This is a genomic window from Alistipes sp. cv1, from assembly GCF_900240235.1.
Lineage (GTDB): Bacteria > Bacteroidota > Bacteroidia > Bacteroidales > Rikenellaceae > Alistipes_A > Alistipes_A hominis.
This window is the reverse complement of sequence record NZ_OEPW01000001.1, coordinates 199029-223328: the sequence shown is the minus strand read 5'-3', so window position 1 is coordinate 223328 and position 24300 is coordinate 199029. Positions and strand designations below refer to the sequence as shown.

At 52.8% G+C, this 24300-nt stretch carries 15 protein-coding genes and 1 tRNA gene; 3 read left to right on the top strand and 13 right to left on the bottom strand.

Features of this window, described 5'->3' with window-relative positions; translation table 11 throughout:
• Positions 1-262: 262 nt before the first annotated feature.
• From C1A08_RS13340 to C1A08_RS00930, 7 genes are all read right to left on the bottom strand, one after another.
• Positions 263-439, bottom strand: a complete 177-nt coding sequence (locus tag C1A08_RS13340; RefSeq protein ID WP_182424181.1) for a hypothetical protein — start codon at positions 437-439, stop codon at positions 263-265.
• Entirely contained in the window at positions 423-2798 is a 2376-nt protein-coding gene (locus tag C1A08_RS00955; protein WP_257937024.1) for a DUF6562 domain-containing protein, read from the bottom strand. The genes C1A08_RS13340 and C1A08_RS00955 overlap by 17 nt, the downstream gene beginning before the upstream one ends.
• A gap of 156 nt (positions 2799-2954) precedes the next feature.
• On the bottom strand, positions 2955-6263 hold the full coding sequence (locus tag C1A08_RS00950) for a DUF6562 domain-containing protein (protein ID WP_145996486.1): 3309 nt from the start codon (positions 6261-6263) through the stop codon (positions 2955-2957).
• Between the two features lie 104 nt (positions 6264-6367).
• On the bottom strand, positions 6368-7171 hold the full coding sequence (locus C1A08_RS00945; RefSeq protein WP_101570765.1) for a DUF6562 domain-containing protein: 804 nt from the start codon (positions 7169-7171) through the stop codon (positions 6368-6370).
• Between the two features lie 12 nt (positions 7172-7183).
• Positions 7184-8230: a DUF6562 domain-containing protein gene (locus C1A08_RS00940; protein ID WP_101570761.1), complete on the bottom strand. Its 1047-nt coding sequence runs from the start codon at positions 8228-8230 to the stop codon at positions 7184-7186.
• Positions 8231-8242: 12 nt separating this feature from the next.
• On the bottom strand, positions 8243-9469 hold the full coding sequence (locus C1A08_RS00935; protein ID WP_101570758.1) for a DUF3575 domain-containing protein: 1227 nt from the start codon (positions 9467-9469) through the stop codon (positions 8243-8245).
• A gap of 262 nt (positions 9470-9731) precedes the next feature.
• On the bottom strand, positions 9732-10403 hold the full coding sequence (locus C1A08_RS00930; protein WP_101570756.1) for a recombinase family protein: 672 nt from the start codon (positions 10401-10403) through the stop codon (positions 9732-9734).
• Between the two features lie 515 nt (positions 10404-10918).
• Here C1A08_RS00930 and C1A08_RS00925 point away from each other — a divergent pair.
• Positions 10919-10989: transfer RNA gene (locus C1A08_RS00925), tRNA-Cys, on the top strand.
• 403 nt (positions 10990-11392) lie between these two features.
• Here C1A08_RS00925 and C1A08_RS00920 read toward each other — a convergent pair.
• Positions 11393-13147: an Ig-like domain-containing protein gene (locus tag C1A08_RS00920; RefSeq protein ID WP_101570754.1), complete on the bottom strand. Its 1755-nt coding sequence runs from the start codon at positions 13145-13147 to the stop codon at positions 11393-11395.
• A 1376-nt stretch (positions 13148-14523) separates the two neighbouring features.
• On the opposite strand from C1A08_RS00920, the gene C1A08_RS00910 reads away from it, so the two are divergent.
• Positions 14524-14919, top strand: coding sequence for a hypothetical protein (locus C1A08_RS00910; protein WP_147387020.1), 396 nt, complete (start codon positions 14524-14526; stop codon positions 14917-14919).
• A gap of 70 nt (positions 14920-14989) precedes the next feature.
• Here the strand turns inward: C1A08_RS00910 and araJ are convergent, their stop codons facing one another.
• Both araJ and C1A08_RS00900 read right to left on the bottom strand, forming a co-directional pair.
• Positions 14990-16138, bottom strand: coding sequence for an MFS transporter AraJ (araJ, locus tag C1A08_RS00905; protein WP_101570746.1), 1149 nt, complete (start codon positions 16136-16138; stop codon positions 14990-14992).
• Positions 16139-16264: 126 nt separating this feature from the next.
• Complete coding sequence (locus tag C1A08_RS00900; protein WP_055204024.1) at positions 16265-17875, bottom strand: BACON domain-containing protein; 1611 nt, start codon at positions 17873-17875, stop codon at positions 16265-16267.
• A gap of 499 nt (positions 17876-18374) precedes the next feature.
• Between C1A08_RS00900 and C1A08_RS13525 the strand changes: the two genes are divergently transcribed.
• The gene (locus C1A08_RS13525; RefSeq protein ID WP_153498025.1) at positions 18375-18533 is read left to right on the top strand and encodes a hypothetical protein; all 159 of its coding nucleotides are present in this window, start codon (positions 18375-18377) and stop codon (positions 18531-18533) included.
• Between the two features lie 42 nt (positions 18534-18575).
• On the opposite strand, the gene C1A08_RS00890 is transcribed toward C1A08_RS13525, so the two are convergent.
• Genes C1A08_RS00890 through C1A08_RS00880 form a run of 3 tightly spaced genes read right to left on the bottom strand, consistent with a single transcriptional unit; the run spans position 18576 to position 24192 of the window.
• Positions 18576-19817: a phosphatase PAP2 family protein gene (locus C1A08_RS00890; RefSeq protein ID WP_101570742.1), complete on the bottom strand. Its 1242-nt coding sequence runs from the start codon at positions 19815-19817 to the stop codon at positions 18576-18578.
• A 47-nt stretch (positions 19818-19864) separates the two neighbouring features.
• The gene (locus tag C1A08_RS00885; RefSeq protein WP_101571587.1) at positions 19865-21808 is read right to left on the bottom strand and encodes a sensor histidine kinase; all 1944 of its coding nucleotides are present in this window, start codon (positions 21806-21808) and stop codon (positions 19865-19867) included.
• Between the two features lie 17 nt (positions 21809-21825).
• Positions 21826-24192, bottom strand: coding sequence for a TonB-dependent receptor (locus C1A08_RS00880; protein WP_101570740.1), 2367 nt, complete (start codon positions 24190-24192; stop codon positions 21826-21828).
• Positions 24193-24300: the final 108 nt, after the last annotated feature.

Below are 24300 nucleotides of genomic sequence, written 5' to 3'. Positions count from 1 at the left end.
GCGTCTCCCGGACAGGATTACTCTTTTTCGATAAAGGAGCGCTATGTGCGGTAGCCGTCTAACGGGGCGTGATGCACGAAGGTGCAATCAATTGAAACGAAAGTTGAATATCGTTTTGACAACTCGTTTTCGCAAAATTTAAGGGCGTAAAAAACAAAAGCGACATAACAGTCGCTTTTGTTTTGTTTGTGTACATAGTTTAACCCCTATCGGGTAATCGGTGTTTTATCGGGTTTGGGTCACTCCAACTTGACCCCCTGCCTTATTCGGCGACAACTTCCCATTTCAAATCGCCACCGCCTTCGATCGTCTGCCACTTGTAACCCGTGGCCGGTTCGTAAACGACCGAGGTTGTATGGTTATAAGCTTTGCCGCTGAATTTACCGCCTTTGAGAATTACGCTTCCGGTCGGCAGATCAACGTCATTGTCGCCCGACACGACAGCGCTCGTTCCCTCGATCTGCAACCCCCCCGGACCGGTCATTGGCTGCGGAAAACTCTCCGCCCGTAATCGTGACTTTCGCGCCGTTGGTTATATATAACGCATAAAAGGCATCTATCTGCCCCGGCGTATTTACCGTGTAATACTTGCCACTGCTGATGACCGCATCCTGACAACTTTCAATGGAGATGCCGCCCTGAATGCCTTTGACCTCGCAACCGTCGATTCTTACTTTCGAGCCGAACAGACGCATTGCGTAAGCCCAGTGCGTACCGTTATCCTTATTTGAGGAAGTAGATTCGAAATAACTGTCAACAAGGGTGATCTCTCCGCTGGCGACGTCGCGTCCCATACCGCAGACGGTGAACTCGCCCGAAATGATCCTGGCGTTCTTTATGGTTACATTCGCATCATTCCAATAAGCGATTGCCGCACTATTGTAAGGATGCCCCGTTGATGAGTTTCCATGCCAATGGTATTCGGGGTCGTTAATCAGGGTAACGCCGTCGATAACGCACTCTCCGCCCATGACATGGATCAGCGATTTCTGGTAGCCGTTACCCAGGTCGCTGTTGTCCTCCGAAGTATTGTTTATCGTACCCTCCCCGGTCAGAGTTAGGCCCTTTTCAGCCGTCAGGAAGTTCGTTTTACCGAGCAGGACGGTCGCACCCTCTTTGATGTCGATGGTTTTGTGTTCTGAGAACGTAAGTTCTTCGGCGCTCTTTTCCGAGAGGTCGATGCTGGACGCAACCTCGATATTGGCCACTACCGGATTAGACAACGCTTCGGTTAGACTCTCCGCATCATTTACTTCAATAGGGACGCTCACCACTCCTCCCTCGGGAACGACTTCGTAGGTACCGTTAGGTGCGGGGGCTTCACTAATCTTTACGGTGGAGGAAGTCGCAACGACGAAGTTCTTAACCGGATTTTCCGTCATCGAACTCGAAGGATCGAAATTGACGAACGTGCCTCCGTACACATTGATGGCAGCATTCGAACCATCTTTCAAATTCAATACCCAATAGCCTCTGTCATTGGCACTCTTCGATTCGAACGTACCTCCATAAATGTTGATAATGGCGTTTTGATCTGCGTAGATGAGATCGAGTTGGGCCTGATGATCTTTATAATCCTGGTCGTTAAAGAAATTGCCTCCGTAGATGTTCACGGTCGAATTACCAAGGGCATATACCGCCATGCGGTAGCCGTCTTCGTTGGGATTAGTCCCGATAGCCTGAACATTGCCGTCGCCTTTGATATTCAGGGTCGCGTCACCTTTCACTTCGAATACGGTGGTGTTTCCATATTCTCCATCAGGAAGTGATGTCGTATTGATGATGTCGTGGCCGTTCAGGTCGATCTCGACCGTCTTGCCGCTTTCCACGACCAGCGGAGCCTTAATCGTCACATCCTCCGATAGGGTGACGCTACCGCCGTTGGCAAACGCGGCACGCAGTTCGGGATAGTCGTTGATGTCGGGCTGCTCGAATTCCGGATTGATTTCTACGTTGATCGCACCCTGCTTGGTCAGCAGGTTACCGGATACGTTGGTGCGGTAGTTGCGGCGGATCGGAATGTTCTTGAAGTCGCTGTTGGTCGATATTTCGCTACCGTCGGCGCCGTAGAATGTCATCGAGAAGTCGGCCAGCGTAGCCTGCTCGACAGGAGCCCAAACGTAGTCGACCGTCAGCTCGCCGTTTGCATTAAGCACGTTGGCCTCGTATTCCACAGCAGTCTCGCCGCTCTCCTGCCCCGTATAGGCATTGAACGCGGTCGGAAGAGACGTGAACTTTACCTTGACTTTCGCGGGTTTCAGGTCGGGTGCGTTGGCGGGAATGTCCCCCATGTCATTGGTTTTCACGTTCATCTGGCCGAAAGGACGACGGAGCGTGAATTTCTCCGAGAAAGACTCGCTAACCGTGTAGTCCTTTTTGCAGAAGAAAAAGGCATCGAACTTATCGTCGTTTCCCGTATACGATACGCCGTCTTTCAGGGCGATTCGGGTCAGGTCGTCCGTATTGTAACGGCCGCCGTCAGCCGAACAGTCGGCCCATAATACGAAGTCGTAGGTTTGCTGAGCCACCAGACGCAGGTTGAACGTAGCGGCGTTATTCATTACCGTCGCCGTCTGTTGCTCTCCGTAGGGCTGGCCGTTCCGGTAGATCTGAAGCAGACAACGGTCGATCTGCGAACCGTTGCCGAAGTCCGTTGCCGTAGCACGGGTTTTTACTCCTTGCGGGATGGTGACGGTAATCGTCTGGGCGGTTGTTCCGTCGGATACGAGGCCCTCGTCCTTTTGACATGCGGTAAAGGTCAGTGCAAGGCCCGCCGCTAATAAGAAAAATTTCCTCATGATACAATTAATTTTAGCGAATTGTTTTGCAATCCGGCAGTTTGTAATTTTTGTGGTGATAAGAATTCTGTGTTTGCCTTTTTGTTCCCGGAGGAGCGATTAGACTCCTCCGGGTTGTAAGTTGTCCGGTCATGCGGCCGGAGTACCACAATCGCTTTATTCGGAGTTCCGGTTGTTCCCGGCCGTTACGAATTCCTGATTGTTGATATACACATACAGGTCTGTACAGTTACCGGTGATTGATTCTTTGGGGGTGGTCGAAACATTGTTCTTCACTTCGACGGAATTCGGTTCGGTCATGCCGACCGCCGTTTCGGTAAACTGTGCATTGCCGACAATACCTGCGGCGAACGTGGCTGCTTGGAGCGAGGGTGCGAAATTCTTGTTGTCGTTGACCTTACCGAGGTTGTAGACCGTACCCACGATACCGCCCGCATCGTTGCCGCCGCTGACCGCACCGTGATTCGTATTGCCCGTTACTTCGATCACGTTCTTGACGGGATAATCCTGTTCCGCACCGTTGTAGCGTATCCAACCTACGATACCGGCCGTACCGTAAGAAGCGGTATTGTTGTTGTGGACGTCGCCATTGTTCGTACAGTTCTTCACGCTGCCGGCGTTCTGCTGCTCGGCGACGATACCGGCCACGTCATTGCCCGCGCCCGTGACGGCCTCTTCGTTCACGCAATTCGATACGTCGGCGGCCGACAAGCCGACGATACCGCCGACAACTCCGGCAGTACCAGTTACCTGTCCGTGGTTCTCGCAATTTTCGATCGTCATCGTCTGGCTCTCGGCGGTATAGTAAGCCGCACCTACGATACCGCCGACATTCGCTCCCGTACCGGTTATCTTAGCATAGTTCTTGCATCCGCTGATCGTGCCGCCCTTGATCATACGACCTACGATAGCGCCGTTACCGCGTTTGGCCGTAACATGTCCCGAAAGTATTTCGACACCGCTGACCGCACCTCCGCCCGTCAGCATACCGACGGCGGCGGCAGCCATTTCGCTGGTCGGCACATCAACGGCTACCTCTTGGAGTTTGAGATTCTCAATCGTGCCTCCGTTCACGACACCGAACAGGCCGACGGCGAAGTCCGTACCTTTCGTCGTATTGATATTCAGGTTCGAAATCGTCTGGCCTTTACCGTCGAACGTGCCCTTGAACTGGTTGCCTGTAGGGATGGAGCCGGAACGACTGCCGTTTCCGATCGGGGTCCATGATTCGTTTTTCAAATCGATATCGTTAGCAAGTTTTACCTTCTTTTGAGCAAAGGCTTCACCGGCATTTACCATCGAAGCCAAAGTGAACAGTTGTTCTTTTGTCGAGATGTAGATATCCGTATCGCTGTTGGTAATCTTTACTGTACCGTTGCCGTTGCGCTGTCCGCCAAGCAGATCGCCGTAGGTCGAAACGAACGACCGGGCCATTTCGTTCATGCCGTTGAGTGTGACGTCCTTCACCGAACAGTTGTCAATCGAAACGATATCCGTTGCCTGATCCCCCTGGAAACAACCGATGAATTTGCTGATGGTACGGTCGTTCCGATTCATGTAAACGTTGATTTCGGTATCTTCGACCGAGCAGTTCGTGAATGAGCAGGTGGAGCTGTAAAGGCTGCCCAGATATCCGGCGAAACCGCCGGTCTGGCCCGACTCTTCGGCGATGTCGATGTTCGAGATCGTACAGCCGATGACCTTGCAGTCGGTCGCTTCGAGGCGATTTTCGGCAACGAAACCGATCATGCCGCCCACTTTGTTGATGCCTTCGACCGTCGAATTGACAGTCTGGCAGTTGTCGAAGACGATAGTGCCGTAGGAACGGCCGACAAGCGCACCCGCATAAGCGTTTCCGCTGCCGTCATCGAGCGCTCGTACCGTGGCTCCTTCGACCGTAAGGTTGCGGACAGTCACCGAAATGGCGTCGCAGATCAATCCGGCCGTCTGGGTGTTTTCCACCTTGTAGTTCGATAACTTGTGACCCTGACCGTCGAACTCCAAACCGCTCGCTTTTTCGATTGTGTATACAGCTCCCTTGAAGTCGATATCGGCGGCGAGTATTACCTTGTTGTAGACATTGGTCCCGGCCTTCACGCCTGAAGCAAAATCTCGGAGTTGCTCAACCGTCGAAGCGTAGAGTGTAAAGATCGTACCGGCCGGTTTCGAGACGATCGTTCTCACCGATCCGTAAACCTCTACGTTCCCGCTCTTTACGGTCAGTTGTTCGATAGTCGTCTCTTCGCTGACGATGAGCGTGTTGGCTGCCGTAGTAGCCGTCACATCAGCGTATTGAGCACCGGAGAGCGTGACGGTGGAGTTCGGAGCCTTGATCTCGACGGTTGCGCTGCTCGATGTCGTCAAGTGGAAAGTAACAGGCTGTTTCGCTCCTGCCGCGCCGGAATACTGGACTTTCAGTTTCGTTGTCAGAGCAGGCAGCGTGGCCGATACGGGAGCCTCGGTCGAAGGGAGAATGAGCGTAGCGTCGTCTGTCGGGACGTCGGTCACGATTACGTTGGTCTTGCCCGCCGCGAATGCCTCGTTGGCCGCCGCGATATCTTTCACCTGATCGATGTCCCGCGGAATATCGCCCTGGAACTCCGGATCGATCGTTACATTGATCGTGCCCTGCTTGGTCAGAAGGTTACCCGATACGTTGGTGCGGTAATTGCGGCGGATCGGAATATTGGTAAAGGCATCGTTGGTGCAGATTGTCGTACCGTTATTGAGGAACGTCATCGAAAAATCGGAGAGCGCAGCCTCGGCATTGGTGGCCCAAAGAAAATCCATTGAGATCGTACCGTCGTCCTTGGCGAGTTCTCCTGCCGTATAAGTCACGTCGGCCGGGCCGCTCACTTCGTCCGTCAGGGCGTTAAATGTGGTGGGAAGCCCTTTGAAAGCGACCGTGTACCCCGTAGGTTTCAGCGCCTCGTCCTTGATTTCGTTCAGGTCATTGGTTTTGACGACCAGCAAGCCGAAAGGACGGGTCAGGGTTACGGGTTTCGAGAATGCGCCGGTCACTTCGAATGTCTCTTTGGCAAAGAACGCATCGCGCTTGTCGGAGTTGCCCTCGAAGTTCCCGCGATTCGAAATCGCTTTCAGGCTTTGCGTATTGTAATGCCGATCCGTAAAATTTCCTTCGCTGCCATCGGCGCAATCGGCCCAGAATACGAAGTCGTAGGTTTGCTGGGCCACCAGACGCAGGTTATCGAACGTAACCGTCTTGGCGGTCACTCCTTTTTCGATACGATCATACAGCCGATCGCCGTGGTAGATCTCCAGGATACAACGGTTAGCCGATGTACCGGTACCGAAAGCATCGGTCACGGCACGGGTTGGTGTTTCGCCTTGCGGAATCGTTACCGTAAACGAGGACGTAGTTGCCGTATCGGATACGATCCCCTCGTCTTTCTGACATGCGGTCAGTGCCATCAGCATACCGGCTACAAGTAAAATTTTTTTCATGATATATTAATGTTAGTGGGTTTATCTTTTTGTAAAAATTAGTTAATTTTTGTAAATCAATAGTTTATAGTATGTTCTGTTCTCATATTCCGTTCGGTCTTCCGTCATTCGAATACGGCTGTTACATTGGTTATATAATTCGGTTTCAGCGGCAGCGCGTCGAGTTCTTTCTCTACATCGCCCACTGTGATCGTCAGACCGACGGATTTCCCTTCTGCCGGAACGAAAATGAAATCCTCGCCGACCGCGGCCGATCCTGCCGTTGTCGTCGGGAACGGGAGCGTTATCTCCGCCGCCGGAGCGGATGACGTACCGGTCAGTACGTCATACTGCGTTGGGGTGTTCCGATAAGTGATCGAAACCATCTTGCCGTCTGTGGCAAACGGCGAGGTATTTTGCATCGTCAGTTTTGCCATCGGACGCATAAGCGTGGCTGACACACCGTTGCCACCGTTCCATGTTACTCCGGTTTTGGCGCAAGCAAAGGCGTCGCGTTCACTTGCGGCTGCAAGCGTATAAGCGGTCGTTGCGGTTACCTGCCGCAGATTGTCGGTCGCATAGGCTCCCTTGCCGTAATCGGCCCAGAAGAGGAAGTCGTAATTTCCGGGAATCAGCGCGATCTCGAATGCCGCTTCCGTCAGTGTCCCCGTCACGGATTTATGCAACACGCAGCGTGGATTCGCATCGTGCGTCCATGCCTCGAAAGTGTAGGTCACAGCCGCATCGGCGGCGCGGGAGAAGGCATCGCTGCGTATGGCGGAGGAATTCTGCGATTCGTTCGAAAGCTCTTTTTGCGAACGGACGGAGATCATGCCGCCGACCGGCGCCGGTTCCGGCAGCGTCTCCCTCTCTTTGTTACAACCGGCAAAAAGGATCGGAATCAAAAACAAGTAAAATATCTTTCTCATCGTCGGGTCGGGTTAATCTGGTATTACAATATCGATCTCTCCGTCGAACCCGGGATCGATGCCGATACCGGGTGCGTAACTTCTTGTAAGGAACTCGTCGCGAACCACGGTCAGCTTGCCCCGCACGATCGGGACGTTGATCCCCTCTATGCGGTTCAGCAGGTTGCCATCGCCGTCGCGCAGGGTCAGGTTGATCGTTACGGCCGACTCAGCCCCATTGACGAAGATGTGATCGCCGGCCAGGTGCGCTTCCTTCTCCGTAAGCGGCGTCATACAGCATCCGAACGACATGCCCAAGCAGGCGTCGTTGGGCTTGTTCGTATAGGCATTGAAACTCGACGGGAAGTAGCAGGCATAGTCCACCGTGACCTGAATGGACGAAAGGTCGGGCGCGCTGCCGAGCAGGTTGTCCGCGACAGTTCTGCTGCCTTGCCGTTCTTTTTTCGCTGCCAGATCGTCGAGAAACTTATCGACGTCGGTGGTGATGAACTCGATTTGTGCCATCGGGCGTTCGAGCGTTATCGCGCACTCCGCGGTCTCGTTCCAGCGGTCGCGGTAAACGGTCAGATCGAACGCCTGCCGCCCGACATAGGCATCCTTATGCTCTTCGTCGCCGATGTACTCCTCCGGTTCGGGAATACAGATCGACGATAGCGAACCTATCGTATAGTATTTATCCTCCGTAGAACTTTTGTCCACATAGTCTGCCCATGCTACGACATGGTATCTGGCGGCATGGAGGGGGATCGAGGTTTGTATGGTATGTTTGCCGTCCGCGGCCTTGTCGCAGCACAAAACGCGGCGTTCGACGGGAGCGCCGTCTATTTCGTCGCGGAACACTTCGACGATCCAACGTACATGGTGGGTTTCATCCGTGCCTGCGGTCTTGGAGCGCGAGGGCGTATAAAGTTCGATCGAGGGATCGACCTCAAGCGAGAGATTCATCCGTACGAGCGTCGGATCGGCGCCTTCGCCTTCGGGAAACTCCAGCACGGTTTTATCGCAGCTCGTCACCGTCAGGACGAACAGGCACACGGTGTATAGTATTGTTTTTTTCATCGCCTCTCCTCCTTATTTTCCGAATCTGTAAACCAGGTTGATCCCGACCTTCGTAAGCCCCCAGTAATTGTACGGGATGCCTTTCTCGTAGCGGGCTCCGTTCGGGATATTGTAATAAGCATCGTACTTCGTATGGACGTATCCCGCGCCGACGGTGAACTCAGCCGCCCAATGGCGGGCAAATGGCAACATATAGCCATAGCTCAGCCCCACGCCGTAGAAACCGTCGGGAGACTGGTAGCGCGTATGCTTGTCCACGGAGATATTGAACGCCCCGATATGGAGATGCGCCCCGAAAAAGTGTCCTTTCATCGGAGTGCCGAGCCAGTAGCGGAACTCCGGCAGAATCGCCAGAAAACGCAGCCGGTAATCGCGCGCCACGGTGTAAGGACTGTATATGACCGGAAGATCGACCGAATAGTGATCGCCGAAGCTGTGCTCCACGCCGAGGTTGGCTACCGTGGCGGCCAGATAAGCTATGTTCGTCTTGACGGCCCACCGCTGGCGGGGACGAACGGGATCGCCCAGCGCGCCTGCCAAAGCCTCGACAACCGGCTGCGCGGGTTCGGATTCCGGTTCCGCGGGCCTCTCCGCGACAGGCGCGTCAGGTTCGACAGCGGGTTCCGGAGTCCGCCGGTATGCCGGAGCTTCGTTTTCGGACAACGAATCGGCCGGCACAACGCAACGATTCGACTGTACGTCGGAATGCGCGATTGCCTTCGTGTTTTGAAACAAATAAGCCACCGCGATCACGTCCGTCATCCCGCGCCACCGGCGCGTGGAATTCGTCGTGCGGAAATGCTCCTCTTTCAGCCCTTCCCGAACGATAAAATAAGATTTGACCTGGTTGCTCCGGTTCTTCGCAGTGGCAAGATTCTCCTGTGGGGAATTGTACGAGGAACAGAATCCCAGTACGCGCACTTTCATATTGCCTGATTCGATCGAGAGCTTGTGTTGTCGGATGGATCGGGTAAGCGAATCGAGAGCGGCCGCATTCCCCTTGTAATCCGCCCAGAACATGCGGCGCTTGGGTGCGAAACGGAAAACAACCGTATCCTGTCCGTCGGTGAGCGTATTCGTCGTTTGCCGAAAACTTTCATTATTGCCCGCAGACACATCGCTGCGCGTCTCCTGGGCCGTAACGGTAAATCCGTATGACAGGAATCCGAGCAGAAAGACCATCCGGATCGCTCTCGAACGACATTCGCGGCCTGAAATGCTTTTCTTAAAACAAATCATTCGTTGTTATATAATTTCTATCGAAACAGACAAAAGAACTTTCTTGTCCGTTTAAACGTTGGTTATCTCGTGGTATATGAATAAAAGGAGGTGTAAACCTAAAAAGCAATGAAACATACTTTTGGCAACTTGTTGTGTGATATATATTTGCAATATTTATTTGGAAATCGTTTCGAATTTTTGTAGGTTTGCTGTTGTAAACCAACGATTTAACCAAGAATTAAGCCCGAAGTTGTATCTTCGGGCTCTTGAAATACCAGCCTTAGGTAAGCGTTTGTAAGCAATTGCTGCGGAAACGCCGTACCCGTCGCATTTCTTTCTCCCGGAGAGCTTGCTGTACCGATGGGTAGCTCCGGCGGAATTTATCGAAGGTGTCCCGCGAGAGATCGAAACGTTTGCATATGTCGGTGACGGATTTGTCCTGATGCAACATCCGGATAACGTGCTGCCGATTCTCGGTCAGCACGTTGAACTTCGTATAACTGCCCTTTCTGCGGCCAAGCACCACGCCTTCGGCTTTGCGTAGGGCCAGCGCCTCTCTGGTGCGCATCGAGATCAGGTTGCGTTCGATTTCGGCGACCAATCCGAATGCAAAACAAAGCACTTTACTGTTAATGCTGTTGTCGAATGTGTAACCCTCTTTGGTCGTGTAAAGATTGATCTCCTTTTGCAGGCACCTGCCCATGATCGCCATCACATCCGTGAGCGTCCGGCTCAGGCGCGAGATTTCCGTTACGATCAGCGTATCACCCCGTTTCATCTTACGGAGCAAAGTCCCAAGTTTGCGGTCCTGTTCCCGTTTGCTGCCACTGGCCACTTCCGTAACCCAGTTGTCTACGATCCAATTCCGACTCTCGGCGAAACGCCGGATCTCGTCCTGCTGGTTGCCCGGATTCTGTTTCCCGGTGCTTACCCGTAAATAACCTATTATCATATTTCGTTTGATTTTTCTGGGCAACGTCGCCCAGGCGCACAAGGTATGATTATGGTTGTACTTGCTGAATTTTCACCGTTTCCCGGCATACCGAGAAACGTATTGAATAACAGAGACCGGATCTAAATCACGCTTTACTACTCCCTGAAACACAAAAAGTTCAAAATAAATAATGAAATGATTACATCAGGTGGTAAGCGATGGATGCAGGAATCGTTTATTGAAACATGCCGTCACAAAGTAAATCGGGCAGAGAAGAGAAACAGTACAATTACCGGCTGATCTCCAGTTGTGTTCTCCCTGTGTTGGACGGCGAAAAAGTTCATATCGGCCGAATGTCCGCCACGCTTCGTTGCGAAAGGTGCCGAGATCGATTTTATATTTCGCGGTACGTTTTTATCCGTTTCCGAACAAAAGCAGCACACCTTAAAGGAATATCCGTATGAAAATGGGAGATTTAGTCCTGTAAAATTTTGGGCGTATGAAATATTATCGTATATTTGCACTCCCGAAAGGGTCTGATGGCCGAGTGGCTAGGCACAGCTCTGCAAAAGCTGCTACAGCGGTTCGAATCCGCTTCAGACCTCGACAAAGCCGCCTCACAGTGCACTGTGAGGCGGCTTTGTTTTAAATTTGTACGGCATTTTATTTGATGGAATTAAAAACAGATAGGACAATTTCCGTGATAATATCACTTAGCAATCATCAAAAAGGGTATGACAATAGCTGGGAGCATTTACAATCCCGAATCTGAGTAAAGAAATATGGACAAAATTAAAAGAATATAGATTCATAAACGATAGTGAATTTCCGGGAATCCGTGCAGATATTTTTATGCTTTTACCTCGTATTAACTGCTCCGCAATGGCAAACACATAAAATCAGAGCATCCCACATTCGGAGGGATGCTCTTTCATATAATTTGCGTATCGTTAAAAGATAGATTAAAAAGTTATATCGTAGTCTGTCTTCTTTAGTTATACAAGAAATTAGCGGTAGGTAAACGAATAGACGGCCGAATTCGTACCGCGATCCAGTTCGGTATCTTTTCTGTTTTTGATTTCGTATTTATATCCTGCTTCAGGGTATTCGGGATGGACGGGTTCATTACCTACCACGATGTCGTATTCATGCTTGATTTTGGCCACGGTTGCGTGTGCTGTGACCGAAGCGACCGTACCGTCGTCGTTAAAGACGTAATCCAGGCGCTTCTCCGTGTCCTCGACATAAGCGTAGTATTCGTAACTCTTATGAACCGTCACATTGGGCTCCGGATAGCCCTGAGTAGCGCCAGCGACTTCTTCATCGTCACTCCATCCGGTAAATATTGTCGTGTAACGGTCCATACCGCGACCCGCCAGGCGCAGCAGAGCCAAGCGCCCGAGCCGGCCCGGCACCTCTCCGTCTTCGGTTTCTTCCAATAGCATATCCGGTAAAAAGAGCATATTGATGTCCAGATTCAACTTGTCGTTCGGCGTCTGGTTGAAATATTGCTCGAACCCGGACACTTCGTCCGGCTGAGCTCCGTCGGAATAGGAACCGCCCGACAGCACACCGTCTTTATAGGTATACGTGTTCCACGTATTGGAGTAGGCGACGCGCGAGATACGGTCTTCGTCGTTATATTCTATCTCATAGGTGTAAAACTCATAATTATCTTCGTCATGGGAATAGGGATGCGATTTGCCCTGTCGGATGTATCCTTTGTCGTTCAGCAGGACGTCGTAGGTTTGTGTTCCGGCGTCCGACCACCGATCCTCGATGCGGAGACGATCCGGTGCCGAGTAGTCGATGTTGCTGACCAGTTGGCTCGAACCTTCCGGATCGTTGGTGGGGCGGATGTCGATCGTATATGACGAAACGCGATTATGGTCGTCGTATTCGAACGTATAGGTCGCCTCCTCTTCATCGTGATCCGAAGTGGGGAGTTGATTCCAATAAGTTACCGTGCGTTCGATCCGGCTGACAAGAGCGTAGCTCGAGGGATCGGGTACGACAGGTTCGTCGTCGCCCACCGTTACCGCGCAAGAGGCCGACACTTCTTTGTTAGAGGAAGAGGTAGCCGTAACGGTCGCCGTTCCGTCGGCTATCGCGGTGATTTCGCCGGTTACGGGATTTACGTCCGCAACGGCAGGGTTGCTGCTCGACCATACCACCGATTTGATCGTGGCGTCGGCAGGCTCTACGGTGGCGGTCAGCGTCGTTTTAGCTCCTGCATCCAACGAAAGTTCGGTTTTGTCGAGGGTAATCTTCGTCACTTTGACCGGCGGCTCGTTCTCGCTGCCGTCTTGCTTGGTTCCCTCCTGAACGACCGTTACGGTAAAGGTGTTGTTGCCCGAACGGATGGTAATCGTCGCCTCGCGCCGTTCTCCCGTATAGTTCTGGTCGATCTCGATGCGGAGCGTAATCGTCCCGGCCCCGCCGCTATAAGCCTCCTTGTCGCCGTTGTAGAGTTTCAGCCAGACTACGTTATTGCCGTTGTTGTCGGCAGCCCGTGTAACGGATTTTGTTTGTACGGATGCCAATGCCGAAGCCTGCGCCTGCACTTCGTTCACGGTCGCCGTCCAGGGGGCGCTGGCCGTGAAAGAAAAGCCGCCGCCCGTACTCTCGTTATCGGCATAGGCGTTTTGCGTAAGTTGTTCCTGTGCGGGCGGAGTGAACGGCTCGCCTTCTCCGCCTTCGTTTTTGCTGCAACCGGCAAGAATCGCCGTTGAAAGCATCAATAAAAACAGATGTTTTTTCATTTGTATAAATCATTTCCGCCCGTCCCCCGGCGGAGTTTTAGTTACACATAAAAAGACGTGGGACAGTACCTTTTTATCTGCTTCTGAGGTCTACCACAACCTGCGATCAAATAAATGAGTAAAGCCCACGTTTCCGCAGGCATTAACTTTACTCTTGATCGCTTTAAAAGTGGTAATTTCAGAAGCAAGAATAAAAGCTAACGCTTTTTATATTATGTCTTGTATATTTCCGTTTATGCCATAGGCTCGCCTTTAATTAATTGGTTTATCGCGGTAAATATACGAAAATTTGTCTAATATATTAATGAAATGCCGGGTTTAGGATTTATCTCATCCCTATTCCCCGACCCTGCTCGCGGTCTTTGATCTTGATTCCGATATGCTCCAAAAACTCTTTCGCCTTTTGCCGGAACCATCTCAGAATCGGTATTTGGTCGATGAACAGTTGAAACCCTCCGGGGCCTTTCTCATCCTTTGTGAGCCTCGCTTCGGCATTTTCTGCATCGAAATGTTGGGAGTGTTCGCTTGAATATAGACTACTGGAAAAACGGACGGGCCGCATGTTCACGAGATTACGGGCCTATCCGTCGGAGAACCCTATCGCTCGGCAATACTCTCCCCACTTGATAAGTTGAGGCGTTCGTCTTACTCTAACCTATTCAATGTTAAATTTAATACCCAAAACGCGAATTACAAAGAATTATCCGATTTACTTTGATTCAGATGAAATTCTATTGCCAGCCCAAGCCTGAAAAATCGTGAGCCGTTTATAAATATCTATTCTGACTAAAGCCAGAGGGAATATACATAGCATACGACCACGTTTGCGCTTTCATAGCAATAACGAACTCTTACATTTGTATTCCCTATATCCGATAGCGATTCAATTGCGGATTCTACCATTTACAAACGAAGCGCAATAGGTTCATCATTGCCAGACCCAATGCGGGTGCCACGGCAGTTGATATGGCCATCGAAAGTCCGTACATGCCCAGCCCTTCTCCCATGCGTTCATGCGGAATGATGTCCGTCACTCAGGTGGAGGAGGCGTTGCTCGATGCCGCGTGAAACAGTTTTCTTCTATCCGTATAAAATCAGATTGGCCGATTCATTGGTTTTCATATTGGATCTTCACGCCGGCGACGGCGCTTTCGTTCGGGTATTGTCTTACCGCCGAAGGAAGCGATAACCCCGACACATGTATATACTATCCTACCGGTTTCAGTCCCGTTTTGAATTACAAAGTTACTCCGCGGGGCCTTTTTATAATCCATAATTCGAAGGAGAGGAATTTCGTTGAACTGTCTGCATCGGATACTATGCCTTTGTTAAAGGTTGAGTTGCCTGATTACGTCGATGTAAAACGTCGATCGGTATTGGAGAAATATATGACTTCGTTGTGGAATTCATCGATTGCCTATCAAGAAAAACCGAAAATAGCCGTAAACGTGTCCCAGCTCGGAGATCTTTTGGAGATATATAAGCAGGGGCATGACGGGATCATTTCAATAATAGGCGAAGGAGGCGTACCGGACGTCATCCGGGGAGCGGATCGTAAAGAAATGATTGAACTTGTACGGCGAGGTAAAAATGTTCCGGATGGCTCTGATCAACTATTGGTATATGATCTTGACGGTACGATGCTTCGGAAATATAAATTGAATCGTCGCGTGAACGGATTCGATATAGATACGGTCAATCAGGTGCTGGTCATGGTGAATTCGAACACCGAAGCGCCGATGTATACTTTCCCGCTTCCGGAAGGGTTTTAGACCGTTTCTTATCTTTTTCAGACAGATTAAAGACACATATCAAATACGGATCTTTCGTCTTCCGCACGGTTTACCGACTCCGTTCGTATTTGCGGTGGAATACGGTCAGCAGGACGAAACCGGCCAGGGCGAAAGGCGCTCCGACCAAAGCCGGATACTGGTATCCCAATCCCGCATCCAGCGGCAATCCGCCGCAATAGGCTCCGATGGCGTTTCCGAGATTGAATGCTACCTGCACGCTTCCGGCGCCGAGCATTTCGCCGCCTTTGGAGTAGCGGATCAACAGAATTTGCTGCGGGCTCGATACGGCGAACAGTCCTGCGGTGCACAGACACATCAGCAGTGCGCCGAGCCAGGCCGTATGTGCGGTGAAGAACAGCAATAGCAAGATTACGAAGATCGATCCCTGCGAAACGGCGGCGACCCGGCCCGGAGTGAACCGGTCGGACAGACGGCCGCCGGTCAGGTTCCCCACGACCATACCGAAACCGGCCAGTATCATCAGCAGGGTCAGCCTGTCGGGGGAAAATCCCGAAACGTGCACTAACATCGGACTGACGTAGCTGTACCAGCAGAATACGCCGCCGTTGCCGAGCATCGTGGCGAAAATGAGCAGCCACGGGGCCGGTGATCGCAGGAAGCGGAACTGCCCCCGGAATCCCGTGTCCGGTAGATTTTCCACCGGCGGAATCCATCGCCAGATGTAGTAAAGGACGATCATTCCCCAGCATCCCACCAGCAGGAAAGTGACTCTCCATGAAAGCATCGAACTGAGCGCCGTACCCAGCGGAACGCCGAGCAGGTTGGCGATCGTCATGCCGGCTATCATGATGGAGACCGCTTCGGAGTCTTTCCCCTTGTCCGCCAGTTTTTCGGCAGCGATCGAACCGACCCCGAAATAAGCGCCGTGCGGCAGTCCCGAGACAAACCGAGCCGCCATCAGCGTCCAGAAATTCGGGGCGAGGGCCGCACAGACGTTTCCGGCCATGATGACGGCTACCAGTACCAGCAGGATGCGTTTCAATGGGTGTTTGCGGGCCAGGATCAGCATCGGGGCGCCTACGCATACGCCCAGCGCGTAGGCCGAGATCAGGTGTCCGGCTTCGGCGATGCTGACGTGCAGGTCGGACGCTATGTCCGGCAGAATCCCCATCATCACGAATTCGGCGATCCCCAGCGCCAGGGTTCCGAAAGCCAGCGCAATAAGACTCTTTTTCATCGACAGACGTTTTTCCGGCTGCAAAGGTAATAAAGCGAAGCGTCCCGGAGAAAAGATTTTATGAAACAAGCCAGTCCGTTCGCAAATGAACGGACTGGCTTGTTCGGATACGTTTTTTCTGGAGGATTATTCGTCCAGTTTGAACGTGATCAGCAATCCTTTGTGGTCGCTGGGCCAGTGTCCTCCTGCGGGGGCGATGAATTCGTCCTTGCTGTCGTTTTCCACCCGCTGGCTACGGACGATTGTGCCGGACGGCCCTACGATTTGGGCTTTCTCGACGCTGAGCCCCTGTCGGGGATAGTAATAAACGAAATCGATCCGGTCGCGTTCGTCGGCATCGCCGGCCCATACCAGCGTGCTTACGTCGACGTCTTTGTTATCGGCCGGCCAGGTAAGCCCCGGATAATCCACGACGTTCGGATACGTTTCGCGGTAAGCGTCGATGAATCCGTTGTCGTACATCAGCATGGAGCTCTGCCAGTTCACTACGCAGCCGTTGTGGTCCCATAGATCTTTCGTATCGGCCTGCCAGTCGAGGTGGGAAGGTTCGTTCAGGTCGCCTGCGAAGAAGACGAGCGCGCCTTTGGCGATCTCGTTTTTCGCATCGTCGATGAATTGCTGGGTCGACTGCGGACGTCCGGACAGCCGGTTGCGTTCCAGGATCAGGGCTACGTCCGTATTCGGGCCGGTAGCCATTTTGCTCCAGTCGCCGTTGTTGCCCCCGTCGTTGTACCCGCGCGGGTAGTAGCAGGAGTAATAGACGTAGTTGGCATGTGAGGGATAGACGGCGATTCTGCGGCCGTCGACATTGCAGACCCCTTTGAACATCCATTCGTTGATCTTCTGCGTTTCGGTAATCCGGTATTTCGACAGCAGTCCGCGGCCGTCCACGCGGCTTTGGTAATAGGTCAGCCCTTTTTGTTTCAGTGCGTCCACGAGCAGGGGCATGATCGCTTCGTCCCCGCCTTTGTACAGTTCGCAGAACGTAGCGAAATCGGGTTGCAGCGATACGATCTGGTCGACCAGCGCATTGAAAGCGTTCGGAACTTTCGTACATTCCATCCACAGGTTCAACTGCAGCAGCGTCAGCCTCGGCTCGCAGGCCTGCTTAACGGTTACCGTGACGTCGTTTCCTTTTGTCGGCGAGAACGTGATCGTGCCGGTACGTTCTTTGTCCGTATCGTTGGCCAGCACCTGGAACCGGATCGTGGAGTCTTTCATCGAAGATTTGGCTTCGGCCGGGAGAATCCATTTTTCGGCCGATTTGTCGATCGTGTGCTCGTATCCGACGTTTGCCGATACTTTGACGGCGATCAGCGTGTCGCCCGGTTTGAGGTTGAACAGTTGTTGTTCGATGACGACGCCTTCCTGGGTGTCCTGCGTGATTTTTATGCTTTTGCTTTCGGTGCCGCAGGTTACGGTCAGCGTCGCTTCGCGCGCTTCGTCGTAGGAGGTGTTTTTACCGACCGACAGGTTTATCTGGGATTTTCCGGCTTTTCCTTTCAGCGGAGTCGCATTGAGCCATTTGCCGCTTCCCGAAACGTAAACGACTTCGGCAGTCCACTCTCCCGGCGCTTCCAGCGGAACGTTTTTGTTGGCTCCGGCCACCGGAACCGCCCAGTCTTCTTCCGAAAACTGGAACGTGTAAGTTTCGCCCGGCGCTTCCTCGCTTTTACCGCATTCGTAGAACATGACGGACAAAACAGTCAACAAACTGTACAGAATTACTTTTTTCATCTAATTATTTTTTGATCGAAAATGTTGCATTTTTGTTAAAAAGTTTCACAAATATGCTAATTATTTTGCGTTTTTCGAAGATTTACTCTCGTTTTTAGCGGTCCGTTGCTCTTACCGATACGGCGATATGCAGCTTTTTCTTTTATGGTTCAGTACGTTGGAGGCCGTTGAAAAATGATCGTTTTGCAGGAATATATTTTTCATATCCTGTTTTTTTAACGTGTTTTTTTCCGATTTATTACCATCTTAACCGATAAAATATTTGGTTTTTTCGTTGAAACCTGGAGTCGTTCGACAATCTTTGTGAAAAAGTGTATCGCTGCCTTCGTCCGGGCGGGACGTTCGTTTTCTCGGTCGGGCATCCGGTCTTTACGGCGCAGGGACATGAAGAGTGGTATTGCCGGACAAGGTAATCGACTGCACTGGCCGGAGTTGTTTCAGTCAGGGGCGGCGCGTTTCGAACTTTCTCGGCGAACAGGTCGTAAAGTACCATAAAACGTTGACTACTTATGTAAACGGACTGATTCGACAAGGGTTCGGGATTACCGGGCTGGTCGAGCCCGAACCCGGCGAGAAATTGCTGAGAACCGTTGCCGGGATGAACGACGAGCTGCGTAGGCCGATGATGTTGATCGTATCGGCCGTTAAAGAGCGTTGAGGCGACGGACGTTTTCTGCGGGATGCGTCCGCCGGCTGCGTGTCAGAACATGATGCTGGCGCCGCCGCAGAGCGTGAGAACGTGCCGGATTCCTCCGCGTGGAACGAAACCGGAGGTGACGAGATCGTAGTCGGTAGAGAATTTCATCCCGAATTTGTGGTTGGCCAGGAACGTGACCGACAGGCCCGTTCCGAACCCGAATCCGTTCTTGTCGCCGATCCGGATGTCCGAAAGCCGACAGGAGGGATAGTGAACATATCCGGCGAGCAGTTTGCCGCCGACCAGCCAGCGGCAGGTCAGCGGATAGGAGAAAAACGGGCCGACGTACCCGGAGATCATGTCCAGCGATTCGTCCTGAAGGATTTTATCGACCGACAGGGGCATGTTGGAGATGGTCGCGCGTCCTCCGATCCCGATGTGGCGCGTGATGAACCAAGCGCCTTCGACGCCTGCCGTGCCTCCGGTCGAAAGCGACGCTTCGCGGCCGTCTTCCAGCGCGTAGCGTCCCGGTGTCAGGTTGAGTCCCAGGTAAAGCCCGAAAAACGAAGGTTTGTAACCCGGATCGAAAGGTCTGTCCGGCAGTCGCGCATACGTGATCCCGCGACCTTTGAAGATCAGGTCGGCCAGGTAATACCCCACTTCGGTAGACAGAATGCCGATGCCGGCCCCTACCAGCACGTCGCTCAGCCAGTGTTTGTTGTTCATTTGTCGTGACAGGCCGGTGAGCGTGGCCGCCGTATAGGCGCCGATGCTGTACCACGGACTGCGGGTCATGCCGTACTCTTTGTGCAGCATGGTCGCGGTCATGAAGGCCGTTGCCGAATGTCCCGACGGGAACGAGTGGCGGTTCGATCCGTCCGGGCGCATCACTTTGACCGTGTGTTTCAGGGTGTTGACCGCGATCGCCATCAGCGAGGCCGAAAATGCGTCCGAAACCAGCATTCGTCCCCAGGAGCTTCTTCCCTGTATGCCGCCGATTTTCAGCCCCAGCATGGCGATGGCGGGGGCGTATTGCAGGTAATCGTCGTAATGGTGTCGGAAGGAGGGCAGGAAGTTGTCGCGCAGGCTGTGGAAATGCGAGTCTTCCCCTGCCACGATCAGTCCCGCTGCGATCAGCGGGACGGCCACGTAGGTCATGCGGTAGGTTTGCGACGAAGTGAACCGGTCCCATTGGTCCCGCGCGGGCGCTGCGAGGGCCGGCAGCGAGTCCTGCAGGCATGTACGGCGATAGACGGACGGGATCTGCCCCGAACTTTCGTATCCGGCAATCAATATCATCATCATCCCCAAGAACAGATTCCGAGAGAGCGTTATGTAACGGGAAATACGGGTCACGGGACAATCGGGTGCGAAAAGACGAACCGCGCTCCCTCAGTGTATTCCGGATCGATCCAGATGTTCCCTCCGAACCGCAGTACGATTTGTTTACAAATAGCCAGGCCGAGACCGGTGCCTTGTTTGAATTCGTTCAGTTTTTCGAATCGGTTGAAAACCCGTTCCTGCCGTTCCCGCGGGATGCCGCATCCGGTATCGGAAACCGAGAACAGAATCCGCCGCTGCTCTTTTTGTATTTCGAATGCGAGCGCGATCGTGCCCTTTTCGGTGAATTTGCTGGCGTTTGTCAGCAGGTTGATCAGCACCTGCGACAGGCGTTGCGAGTCGGTCTTCAGGATAAAGGATTCGACGGGAGGATTAAAAACGCACTCCACGCCTTTTTTACGGCCGTGGGCGGTCGTCGAAATGACCTGCTGACAGATGGCGACGATATTCTCCGGATGCAGCGTGAAACTGATTTTCCCCGTCTCGAGCCTCGAAATATCGAGAATATCCCCGATCAGCGTCAGCAGCAGGTCTGAATTCTGGTTCACGATGCCCATGTATACGTTCCGGTCTTCTTCGGAAATGGATTCGTCGCCCAACAGGGCGGAGAATCCGACGATCGCATTCAGCGGCGTCCGGATTTCGTGGCTCATGTTCGCCAGGAACGCCGATTTCAGCATGTCCGATTCCTCGGCTTTCTCTTTGGCGGCGATGAGCTCCCTACCCCGGTTCTCCAGGCTGATTTTCAGTTTTTTGTTCCGGTAGTAGAGGTAATACAAGAAGGCGATGAACAGCGAGAGCACGATGAAAATAACGATCAGGATCAGGATGTACGATTCGTATTTCTGCAATCGCGCCTCTACGGTGTCTACGACGATACTACCCGACGGCAGTTTATATTCCGCGATTCCGAACTCCTTGAGTTTTTGCAGGTCGAAACGATATTCGTTTTCCGTCGGATCGAAATGTACCGCCCGGGGTTTCTTTTTATAGAAGTCGGCTATTTGCCCGGCTATTTCGCTGGCTCCGTTTTCGTATTTGGGGATGTAGCCTCCGATAGCCCCGCTGCCGATCCCCGAGCCGCTGACCGAAAAAACGGGCAGGTGGGGTTGATCGGCCAGGAGCGTTTTCAGCGAATTGTCCATAAAATACTGGCCGTCCTGACCTACCCGCCAGGTGCCGATCAGCAGCACCGATTTGCGCGGCAGCCGTTCGATGGCTGCATAGGCCTTTTTCTCCCCGTTCCGCCCGTCGATCAGGGTGAGGGTCAGGTCGGGATGGCTGCTCATTTCCTGCTTGACCAAAGCCTGCAGCGAAATACCCCCGTAGGTATTGTCCGATAGGAATGCGATGTTATCTACGTTCGGGTAGAGGGAACGGATCAGGTCGATGTTTTTGGCGATGTCGTACCGGTTGAGACTTCCTCCCCCGTTTCCGATGCTGTCCGCCTGCCGTATCATATCGACGGACTCGGGCATCCATTTATCCGTAACCGGACGGTTCCGGTCCGGGAGCGGAATTCCGTTCGTGCTGGCGTAGCATCCGAAAAACGGAATGTCCTGGGGAAAGCTGTCCAGGGAGACGAACGATGCCCATGCCTCCTGACCGAGCAGGATAACGGCTTTCAGCCGGTTCCTGTCGTAGCGCTCCAACACCGAGATAAGCCGGTCTTTCCACAGATTGGCTTCCGCTACGCTTTTGCAACCCAGATCTTCGATCAGAATTTCGAACGGAACGTTTTCGTTGGCGATCTTATGTTCGAAGTCGGATATGAAACTCGACATGCGTCTGGTATCCGGGTTGTACGACGCGATGATCAGGATGGTGCCCTGATCCCCGGGACTGTCGAGGCTGTTTTTGGCCGCGATGCCGATCGGAAACAACAAGCTGACGAAGAGCGCGGCCGTCGCGCACCCGACTATGAATTTCAGCTTATTGAGTCTTCTGACCGACATATTTTTCCCCGATTTGGTTAAAACGATATCCTGAGGCCGGCTGTCCAGGTAATGCCGAATCCGTACCATACGACGGCGGTTTCCCGCGTATGATCCGATCCGTCCAGTGCGTCGGATATGTATTTCCGGTTGAACAGGTTGTTCACGTTGCCGAAAAGCTGCCCCCGAAAAGTACCCATTTTGAAATCGTAATTGAGGTTCAGGTCGACCGTCGAATAATCCGGCAGCTTCCAGGCTTCCGCCCTGTCTTTTTCATCCGTGCGGTCGGCTGCGGCGAAATCGGCATAGTGGCGCCCGTAATAGTTGAAGTCGACGCCGAGGGTCAGTCCCGATACCGGCATACAACTGAGCCCCAGCATCGCGCTCGTCTGCGGCGCGTTGCCGACATGCAGGTTCTTGATGTAGGCGTGGTATTCCCCGATTTTTTCGTTCTGTTCGTTGAACAGGGTGAAATTCACGTCGTTGGTCCAGCGCCAGTTCCCGATCGTAAAGAAGCCGTACACCCGCAGCCATTCGAGCGGCTGGTAGCTCGCTTCCAGTTCGATACCCATATGCCGCGCGTCGATGTTCGGGATACAGGCTCTGGGGCCGTTCCAACTGCCGATCGCCTTGGTCACGCTTTTGTCCATCCATTGGGTGTAGTAACCGTTCAGCATGACGCTCAGCGTCCGGTAATTGAATCCATAGCCGATTTCGCCCGTCGCGATTTTTTCGGGGATCGGGTTCGACAGCGGCGTGTTGTCTACGAAGATGTTGTCCATCATCGGCGCTTTGGTTACGTAGCCGCCGTTGACGAATACGTTGTGCATTCCGTTGAAGCGGTAGTTGAAACCGGCTTTCACGCTGAACGGCACGAAATTGCTCCACGGGGTTTTTACGTTTGCAACGGGATAGGTCTCCTGGTTGCCGTACGTCCCGTATTTTCCGGGATCTTCGCGTTTGTAGGAGTGACTGGTCACGGAGGTCGAGACGAATGCCTTGTAGTGCTCCCGGTTGTATTCCAACTGGGCGAAAGCCCCCATCCACAGGATTTTGCTGAGATAGTCCTGGTTGACTTTGTCGCCTTCCCGCAGTTTCGTGTCCGGATCGCGCCATGCGAGTTTGTTGTCCTTGTAGTAGGCGCCTCCCAGCAGATCCGAAATCTTGTCGTAGTGATAGCCTTTATAATAACGCCCGTCGATACCGACCGTCAGTTTGAGCGATTTCGACAGTTCGTTCGTATAGGTGGACAGCAACCCGTACCAATCGTGCGAGTTGGTTCCCATCGTGAAGATGGCGTCCGAACCGTGGTCGGAGTTTTTGTTGTCTTCCATCACCGGCAGGTAGTCGATCAGTCCGTCCGGGGTCAGCGAAGTGTTTTCGTTGGGCCGTCCGGTCTTATAATTGTATTGCAGGCGGTTGGCGTCTTTGCCGTACACTTTTCGGCCTCCTCCCGTCGCATTGGAGACATAAACGGAGGTCGACAGCGTGGATTTGCCGTTGATCTGCCAGAAATGGTTCAGCGAGATTTGCGGCTTGTGGTATTCGTTATAGCCCGAATAGGTCGGAACGATCTGTCCATTGATATAACCGTAACAGGTATTCATCCGGATGCCGTCTTTATGGAGGTCGTAATCTTCGATCGACTGTTTGTTGCTGCGCCGGTTATGCCACTGCGGCGCGCCGAAGGCCGTCAGCGACAGGATGTGGTTGCGTCCGAATTTTTTCGAAACGTTCGCAAAATAGCTCCAAGCTTCGAAATTCGTTCCTTTTACGTATCCGTCGCCCGTCGTGCGGGTTCCCATGATCGAGAAGGCCCACCCTTTCGGAAGCAGACCCGAAGAGAGGTTGAAGCCCATTTTCTGGTAACGGTCGTTTCCGATGCCGTAATACACGGAACCCTGCCGGTTGACTTCGGTGCTCTGGGTGACGATATTGACCGTCCCGCCGACCGAAAAGAGACCCAGTTTGGAGAGCCCGATACCGCGCTGTACCTGGATGCTGTTCGTAACGTCGGCCAGTCCCGACCAGTTCGACCAATAGACGCTTCCGTTCTCCATGCCGTTGACCGGGATGCCGTTGATCAGCACGGCGATGTTTTCCGAACCGAAGCCGCGCAGCATCAGCCGCGAATCGCCGAAGCCTCCTCCCTGCTTGGTCGCATAAATCGACGGCGTGGATTTCATGATTTCGGGAAATTCCTGATTGCTCAGTTTGGTCGCGATGTCTTTCGCGCTGATCGTCGACAGTACGACCGGCTCGACGCCTTTGTCATGTCCGTAGGAAGCCATTACTTTCACCTCTTTCAGTCCGATGGACAGGGTGTCCGCATCTTCCGGAATATTTTGGGCGCTTATGGCCGATACGCAGGACATGCAGAAGAACGGGAGCAGGAGTTTTTTCATTCACAGGAATGTGTAAGTACAATCGGTGCAAATTTAGAAACTTTTTCCGATTTACTGTGTCTTTTCGTCTTTCCTGCATGTCAATATTTTATCCGTTGATATACAAAA